Genomic DNA, 7,098 nt, shown 5'->3' on the forward strand with positions numbered 1-7,098 from the left:
CCAGTTTTAAGATAGGGATTAGGAACTCTTGGGTGTAAAAGAAACCGCCCTTTGAAGGAGCAGTCACTCGACTGTGGTCAAATACTTTAAAATCGTCAATGTTTGTTATCCCATATGTTTCACTGTCATATACTAATTCAACTAAATCTTTATAGTCTTGGTTTGATCTAGGGAAGCACAGTACATCGTGAATTGTAGCATGGGAATCCAAGACATAAACATGAGTGTCAGTAACTCTATAATTCATAATATCTCTCCTTATAAAGGTATAAAGATATAATAGTACAACTTATACTGATTTTTGTAGTTATCTATCAAGTTTGTTCAATTATCAGGCGATTCTTTATCTCCAATTAGTTGTACACCTTGCTTCAATAACCACCGTGACAAATTGTTGAGTAGGTCAAAAAAGTCTATACATAATACATGTACTTTCAAGGATGTAGCCGAGTCAATTGACGCAAGGGAATAGGATCAAAGTAAGACAAATTATAATGCATTCATGCTATAAAATGCTGTGTGAAGACAATAAATCCCGTTATTTTGACTTGCAATGTTTAAAGGAGGAATTAGATAGACTAAAAATAATACTCTCGTGGTTTATAAAACAAGCCTGAATAGTTATGATAACTAGCTCAAAGAAAATTTTCCCTTTTGTATACAGTTCTGAAATTCTCTTTAATTTTGATATAAACAATGTGTCGATTCTTGTCGATATAATATCTATTATAAAGAGAACTGAGGAGCGAATATATGAAATTTAACATTCGAACAAAATTGTTATTAGGGTTTCTTGCGGTCATAATCCTGTTGGTTGTGATTAGTGCAGTATCAATCTCAAGAATGAAACAGTTAGGCGATACTTCAATGGAAATTGATAGCCATTGGATGCCAAGTGTGACCATCCTCGGAACACTAAATGGTGATATATCTGATGTAGAGCGGCTTTCATTGAACATTATTGTAGAGCGTGACCCGCAGGAAATGGAAAAGGTTCAGACCGAATATAATAAGGTTTTAAAAAAAGTTGAAGAAGACCGAAAAACATATGAAAAGTTAATTTCTACTCCTAAAGAGCGTGAAATGTATGAGGAATTTTCCAAAAATTACACAGAATATTTGGATAAGTTGCCAGAAGTGATTGCCGCTGGGAGAGCTAATGATTACACTCAATCAAGCATCCTTCACCAAGAATCTTACAAGCTATGGTATAGTTCAAACGATATGATCAGTCAGCTGATTAAGTTGAATGCAGATGGATCAAAACTGACGACGAAAGAAGCTGTTGATAGCTTTATTTCAGGTAGACAGTTAGTTATCGTTTTGAGCATTGCAGCCGTTATACTAGCATTGATCATGGCGATCATTATAGCCCAAATTATTTCTAAGCCTATTTTGCGCATCAGTCGCGCTGCTGAAAGCATTGCCTTCGGTGATCTTACTGGGGAAGCCATTGTAGTGAAGGGCAAGGATGAGATTAGCACGCTAACTCATTCCTTTAATACAATGGTTGAAAACCTACGTCAACTCATTCAGTCTGTAAGCCAGACGACCGAGCTGGTAACCACGTCCTCGGAAGAATTGACAGCCAGCGCAGAGCAAAATAGCCAAGCAACTGCGCAAATCACCGAAACAGTGCAAGAAGTTGCTACAGGGACGGGCAACCAGGTGGATATGGTGACCAAATCATCTCAGGCTATCGAGGAAATGTCCATTGGCGTGGAACAAATTGCAATTCGTGCGCAAAATGTTTTTGCATCAGCACAGGATGCGGCTCACAAATCAGCTGAAGGCAATCAGATGATCCAGCAGGCTGTTGTCCAAATGAATGGTGTGAATGACTCTATGAATAGCCTGGCTAACCTGATGGCCGGATTGGGAGAGCGTTCAGATGAGATCGGGAAGATTATTGATGTCATCACCAACATTTCGAGTCAAACCAATCTTCTCGCGCTGAACGCTGCCATTGAGGCGGCCCGCGCAGGAGAACATGGCAGCGGATTTGCTGTAGTTGCAGGTGAAGTGCGTAAGTTGGCAGAACAATCGGCTCATTCTGCTCAGCAAATTACGGAGCTAGTGGGATTGATACAAAAGGATACCTCGCATGCTATTGAGGCGGTAGCATCCAACGGGCAAGATGTCATGAAAGGTCGGGAAGTTGTGCAGAATGCAGGCGCCTCCTTTGAACTTATTCAGGAAACGGTTAATAAAGTAGCCAGTGAAATTGAAGAAGTCTCTGCTGGATCGGAGCAAATGTCTGCAAGTACCGATGAGATTGTTGGCTTTGTAAAACAAATTTCAGCAATTGCTGAAGAGGCTGCGGCCGGGACACAGCACGTATCTGCTGCAACTCAGGAACAGCTGGCATCGATGGAGGAAATAGCTTCCTCTGCAAGAAACCTGTCCAAAATGGCAGAGGATCTGCAAGGGCAAATTGGTAAATTTAAAGTATAATTTGTATACAGTTTCTATATTTTAGGGGAAAAGCTGCTCTATTGAGAGTGGCTTTTTCCTATTCATTTTAATATATATTGTGATTAATGGATGGTAGTATGACGAGCCTGTAATTGGAAAGATATGATATAATGGTGAGAAACTCTTTGAATAGGAGAGACATCATGGTCAATAAGACTGAACTTAAAGCAAGTGACCTGCGTCAGTTAGCGATAGACAAAATCATAGCTGCACCATTTTTGAATGATTTTAAATATCTGAAAAGTAGAAAAGTTTTGAAAAAAGAAGACAAGGAATTTATATTTGAAATTTGTTTTAGTGCGACCAAATATAGTGCGTTAAAAGTTTACATTATCGTGGAATCAAAAAAAATAAAAAAGAAATATAGTACAGGGGTTTGTTTTCACAGTGAGTTGATTGCTTTGACCAAAAAATATACGGGAAACAGGGATTACCTTGTGTCCACAGAAGCAGAAAGAGAACGAGTGATCCAAGAAATTATTGAAGATATTCACGCTTTCGCGTTGCCCTTTTTCAAGCGCTTTGAACATTTAGAAACACTAGCAGAACAAGTACATAATTCAGGCTTTTTACCGCATCGCAAACGCTTTGATACATTTAATCCATTGACGAAAAGATTCATTGATTTTTATTATCAAGGGGAGTAATGCAACTATAAGAGGAATTTTTGTTCACACCGTCGGGAAGTAAATAAGTATAACCATGAGGAGAAGGATTTCCGTGGAATAGGTATTATCGTTCTAGCGGTATTAACGCTAAAGATTCTAAGCAAAGGCGGGGATGAGAGCATGTGGAAGAGTCTGACTTGGATGATCGTCGGTGCGTTGTTAGTGGTGTTGGGTTGGATTGTTATGGCATGGCGTGGACGTAGCAATAAACAAGCGAATGAACATCGGAGCAGTAATATCGTTGAATTTCGTCCTCGTAAGCCCGCCCGACGATCCCGCTCTGGAAATGAAATGAAGTCTAAAGTGTCTTCTGGTCTACGCCCGAATACAAAAGCAACAGATATCCAGGCCCAAGCTGGATTTGAACTGTCTGACTCTATCCAGAGAACAGGCAAGCAAAAATGCTCCTTTTGTAAAAAAGAAGATAAATTAACCTTTTATGCCGATGATAATGGTTCGCTGTATGGGGTATGCAAAGAATGTAAGCACAAGGCGGAAAGGCAGGATATGCTGCCACTTTAGTCTATTTAAACTATTGAAAGATCATCATATAATTAATAATAGCTCCTAACCGTATGTAAGTAATTGGTTAGGAGCTTCTTGACGTGTTTTATCCCGGAGCCCATTTTGCTTACTAGTCGCAGTTCACTTTATGAGGAGGTATAAAGCATTTACGACAACGAGGCTCATAAGCCTCAGAGTCACCGATCATCACGATAGGTCCTACTGTAGAAGGTCTCCCATTGACCATACGTTGCGTAAATACTGCTTCCGAGCTGCCACATACAGCGCAGAAAGAAGTCAGCTTCTCGATGTCATCCGCCATAGCGAGCAGACCGCCGATATAACCGAACTCCTTGCCTCGGTAATCCAGATTTAGCCCATCTGCAATGACATGCTTTCGGCAATAAGCTAACTCTTGTATAAGCGCCATAATATGCCGGCTGAAAAACTGGACTTCGTCAAAGGCAACCACATCGGCATCTTTTGTTTCTTGCAAAATACGCTGAACAAGCTCATCCGTGAGTTTTCTTGGAATAGAAATAGCGGGCAGCCGATATCCGATCCGGCTTACAATTTCATCCTCGGAATAACGGTTATCTTCAGCAGGTTTGTAGGCAACCACCTTGCGATGCCCGTATTGGATTAGTTTTTGACAACGGCGAATCAATTCGCCGGATTTTTCGCTGAACATGGGGCCTGTAATAATTGTAATCCGTCCTGTAGGCAAAGCGAATTCCCCTCTCTGTAACATGTACATCACACTGCAAATTTCTTCATCTCCGAAAGAAAACGCCATTATAGATTACCATAACGGGCCACATACAGACTAGAGAAAATATATTGTTTTTCGACATGTTATTGTATGTTTATTCTTCAAATGTAATGGTGGTCGTCATTGCTCTGCCGCCGCGGGCGTGATATGGTGAAGCGTAGTGGAATGAAGGGAAGAGTGAAAGGCATGGACGAAAAAAACACGGATTATAGTGCGAAAAAAAGAGTATTACTGGAACAAGGACTGGTTAGCCCGCAAGCGCTGGAGCTAATCATTGAGCTGGAGACAGAGCTTGATTTTTTAAGCAAGCAAAATGAATCTTTTCGCAAGGCATTGCGAGCCAAATCAGCACAAAGTCCAAGAATGTCTACCAAATTACGAGACGCGCTGTATGAATGATAGGGTGAGATATCTGGATGGGACTAGTTGATTGGTAGCTCATGCTTAAACGTTATATTTTGTACAGTGAAATAAAGAGAGTACAATAAGCTATATATAATCAATGTTAATGGAGGAGAAACATGACTATACATTGTGATGTCGCTATTTTGGGTGGAGGAACTGGAGGGTATGTAGCAGCCATTCGCGCAGCCCAGTTCGGCAAAGAAGTGGTTATCATCGAAAAGGACAAGCTCGGCGGAACCTGTCTGCACCGTGGTTGTATTCCGAGCAAGGCTTTGCTGCGCAGTGCGGAAGTATATGCAACGATTAAAGAAAGTGCGCAATATGGAATCGAGACATCGGGAGCAGAGCTTGTATTTCCTAAAGTTCAGGAGCGTAAGGAAGCCGTAGTGGAGCAATTGCACCAGGGCGTTCAATTTTTGATGCGTAAAAATAAAATTACGGTGCTGAGTGGTAAGGGGCGTGTGATTGGACCGTCTATATTTTCTCCTAAAAGTGGAGCCGTGGCTGTGGAACTAGAAGATGGTGAGATGGAAACGGTTGTCCCTGCACATCTCATTATTGCAACAGGATCACGTCCGCGTGTGCTGCCTGGACTAGAGCCGGATGGCGAATTTATTCTGAGCAGCGACGAAGCATTGACTATGGAGAAGCTGCCAGCCTCCCTGATTATCGTCGGTGGTGGTGTCATTGGCGTGGAATGGGCTTCCATGCTAAATGATTTTGGCGTGGAGGTTACGGTGGTTGAGGCAGCGAATCGGCTTATTCCTACGGAGGACGAGGACGTTTCGCGTGAAATGCAACGCTTGTTAGCCAAGCGCGGTGTCAAGGTGCTGACGGGAGCGCAAGTGTTGGCTGAAACCTACGGCAAGGACGAGGAAGGCGTACAGATTGACGTGCAAAAAGGGGACGAAACCGAAACCCTCAGTGCATCCAAACTGCTCATTTCAGTAGGTCGTCAGGCGAATGTAGAAAATATCGGGCTGGAAAATACCGATATCCGCGTCGAGCGTGGCTTTATCTCGGTTAATGAGCATTTGCAGACGAATGAGCCACATATCTACGCCATCGGGGATTGCATCGGCGGCTTACAACTGGCCCATGCGGCGAGTCATGAAGGTTTGCAGGCAGTTCATCATTTGGCGGGCGAAGAGTTTCACAGTGTACCCAACTATATGATTCCGCGCTGTATTTACACACGTCCAGAAGCCGCAAGCGTCGGCTTGACGGAGCAAGAAGCCCGTGAACGTGGACATCAGGTGAAGACAGGAAAGTTCCCTTTTCAAGCGATTGGAAAATCGCTTGTATACGGCAGTCGGGACGGCTTCGTCAAAGTGGTGGCTGACCAGGAAACCAATGATATTCTCGGTGTACATATGGTCGGTACACATGTGACGGACCTGATCAGCGAGGCCGCTCTTGCGCAGTTGCTGGATGCTACGCCGTGGGAAGTCGGACAGTTAATTCATCCGCATCCAACGTTGTCGGAGATTTTGGGAGAAGCGATGCTGGCTGTTGATGGACAAGCGATAGGCATATAAACGTTTCACATAAATCGGTGCTTTTCTTTTTGGGGAGAAAAGGATTATAATGGGGTTAGCTAGAGTTTAGTACCAGGTTTTAAGACGAGATGGTACTAGATGCTGGAAGTAGGATGTTTGATATTTAAGGAGGTGCCTCAATGAGTTCTAAAGGCGCTGTAGACGCTGGCTTCAGACATGAACAGCTGGGACTTACTCACGGACAAGTTATTGATATGTACAGATATATGTTGCTCGCAAGAAGATTTGACGAGCGCAACATGCTCCTGCAACGGGCAGGAAAAATTAATTTCCACGTTTCCGGTATTGGACAGGAAGCGGCACAAGTAGGTGCGGCTTTCGCTCTGGACCGGGAAAAGGACTATTTCCTCCCCTATTACCGGGATTACGGATTCGTGCTTGCAGTTGGCATGACCCCGCGCGAATTGATGCTGTCGGCATTTGCCAAGGCAGATGACCCCAATAGTGGAGGTCGTCAGATGCCGGGGCATTTTGGTAGTAAACGGCTGCGTATCGTGACAGGCTCCAGCCCAGTAACGACACAGGTGCCGCATGCAGTAGGGGTGGCGCTGGCTGCCAAGATGCAGAAAAAGGACTTTGTATCGTTTGTTACATTTGGGGAAGGCTCCAGCAATCAGGGGGATTTCCACGAAGGCTGTAACTTTGCGGGTGTACAAAAACTCCCGGTCATCATTATGTGCGAGAATAATCAATACGCGATATCGGTTCCGATTCA

At 43.4% G+C, this 7,098-nt stretch carries 8 protein-coding genes; 6 read left to right on the forward strand and 2 right to left on the reverse strand.

Annotation, left to right across the window (positions count from 1 at the left end; translation table 11 throughout):
• On the reverse strand, positions 1-247 hold a 247-nt coding region (locus AC5V8P_RS21460), incomplete at its 3' end, for a hypothetical protein (RefSeq protein ID WP_495473843.1).
• Positions 248-753: 506 nt separating this feature from the next.
• Between AC5V8P_RS21460 and AC5V8P_RS21465 the strand changes: the two genes are divergently transcribed.
• From AC5V8P_RS21465 to AC5V8P_RS21475, 3 genes are all read left to right on the forward strand, one after another.
• Positions 754-2,454, forward strand: a complete 1,701-nt coding sequence (locus tag AC5V8P_RS21465) for a methyl-accepting chemotaxis protein (RefSeq protein WP_064796363.1) — start codon at positions 754-756, stop codon at positions 2,452-2,454.
• Positions 2,455-2,618: 164 nt separating this feature from the next.
• Positions 2,619-3,122 carry a hypothetical protein gene (locus AC5V8P_RS21470; RefSeq protein ID WP_064796364.1) on the forward strand — a complete coding sequence of 168 codons (504 nt, stop codon included), beginning with the start codon at positions 2,619-2,621 and terminating at the stop codon, positions 3,120-3,122.
• A 141-nt stretch (positions 3,123-3,263) separates the two neighbouring features.
• Positions 3,264-3,665, forward strand: a complete 402-nt coding sequence (locus AC5V8P_RS21475) for a hypothetical protein (RefSeq protein ID WP_064796365.1) — start codon at positions 3,264-3,266, stop codon at positions 3,663-3,665.
• A 112-nt stretch (positions 3,666-3,777) separates the two neighbouring features.
• On the opposite strand, the gene AC5V8P_RS21480 is transcribed toward AC5V8P_RS21475, so the two are convergent.
• Positions 3,778-4,374, reverse strand: a complete 597-nt coding sequence (locus AC5V8P_RS21480; RefSeq protein ID WP_196771843.1) for a thymidine kinase — start codon at positions 4,372-4,374, stop codon at positions 3,778-3,780.
• Positions 4,375-4,584: 210 nt separating this feature from the next.
• Between AC5V8P_RS21480 and AC5V8P_RS21485 the strand changes: the two genes are divergently transcribed.
• The 3 genes from AC5V8P_RS21485 to AC5V8P_RS21495 all read left to right on the forward strand — a co-directional run.
• A complete protein-coding gene (locus AC5V8P_RS21485) occupies positions 4,585-4,818 on the forward strand; it encodes a hypothetical protein (RefSeq protein WP_064796545.1) in 234 nt (77 codons plus the stop codon).
• Positions 4,819-4,940: 122 nt separating this feature from the next.
• Positions 4,941-6,362, forward strand: a complete 1,422-nt coding sequence (gene lpdA, locus AC5V8P_RS21490; RefSeq protein WP_064796367.1) for a dihydrolipoyl dehydrogenase — start codon at positions 4,941-4,943, stop codon at positions 6,360-6,362.
• Between the two features lie 140 nt (positions 6,363-6,502).
• The coding region (locus AC5V8P_RS21495) for a thiamine pyrophosphate-dependent dehydrogenase E1 component subunit alpha (protein WP_259348051.1) at positions 6,503-7,098 on the forward strand (596 nt) is incomplete at its 3' end.

The organism is Paenibacillus sp. N119s, from assembly GCF_059447605.1.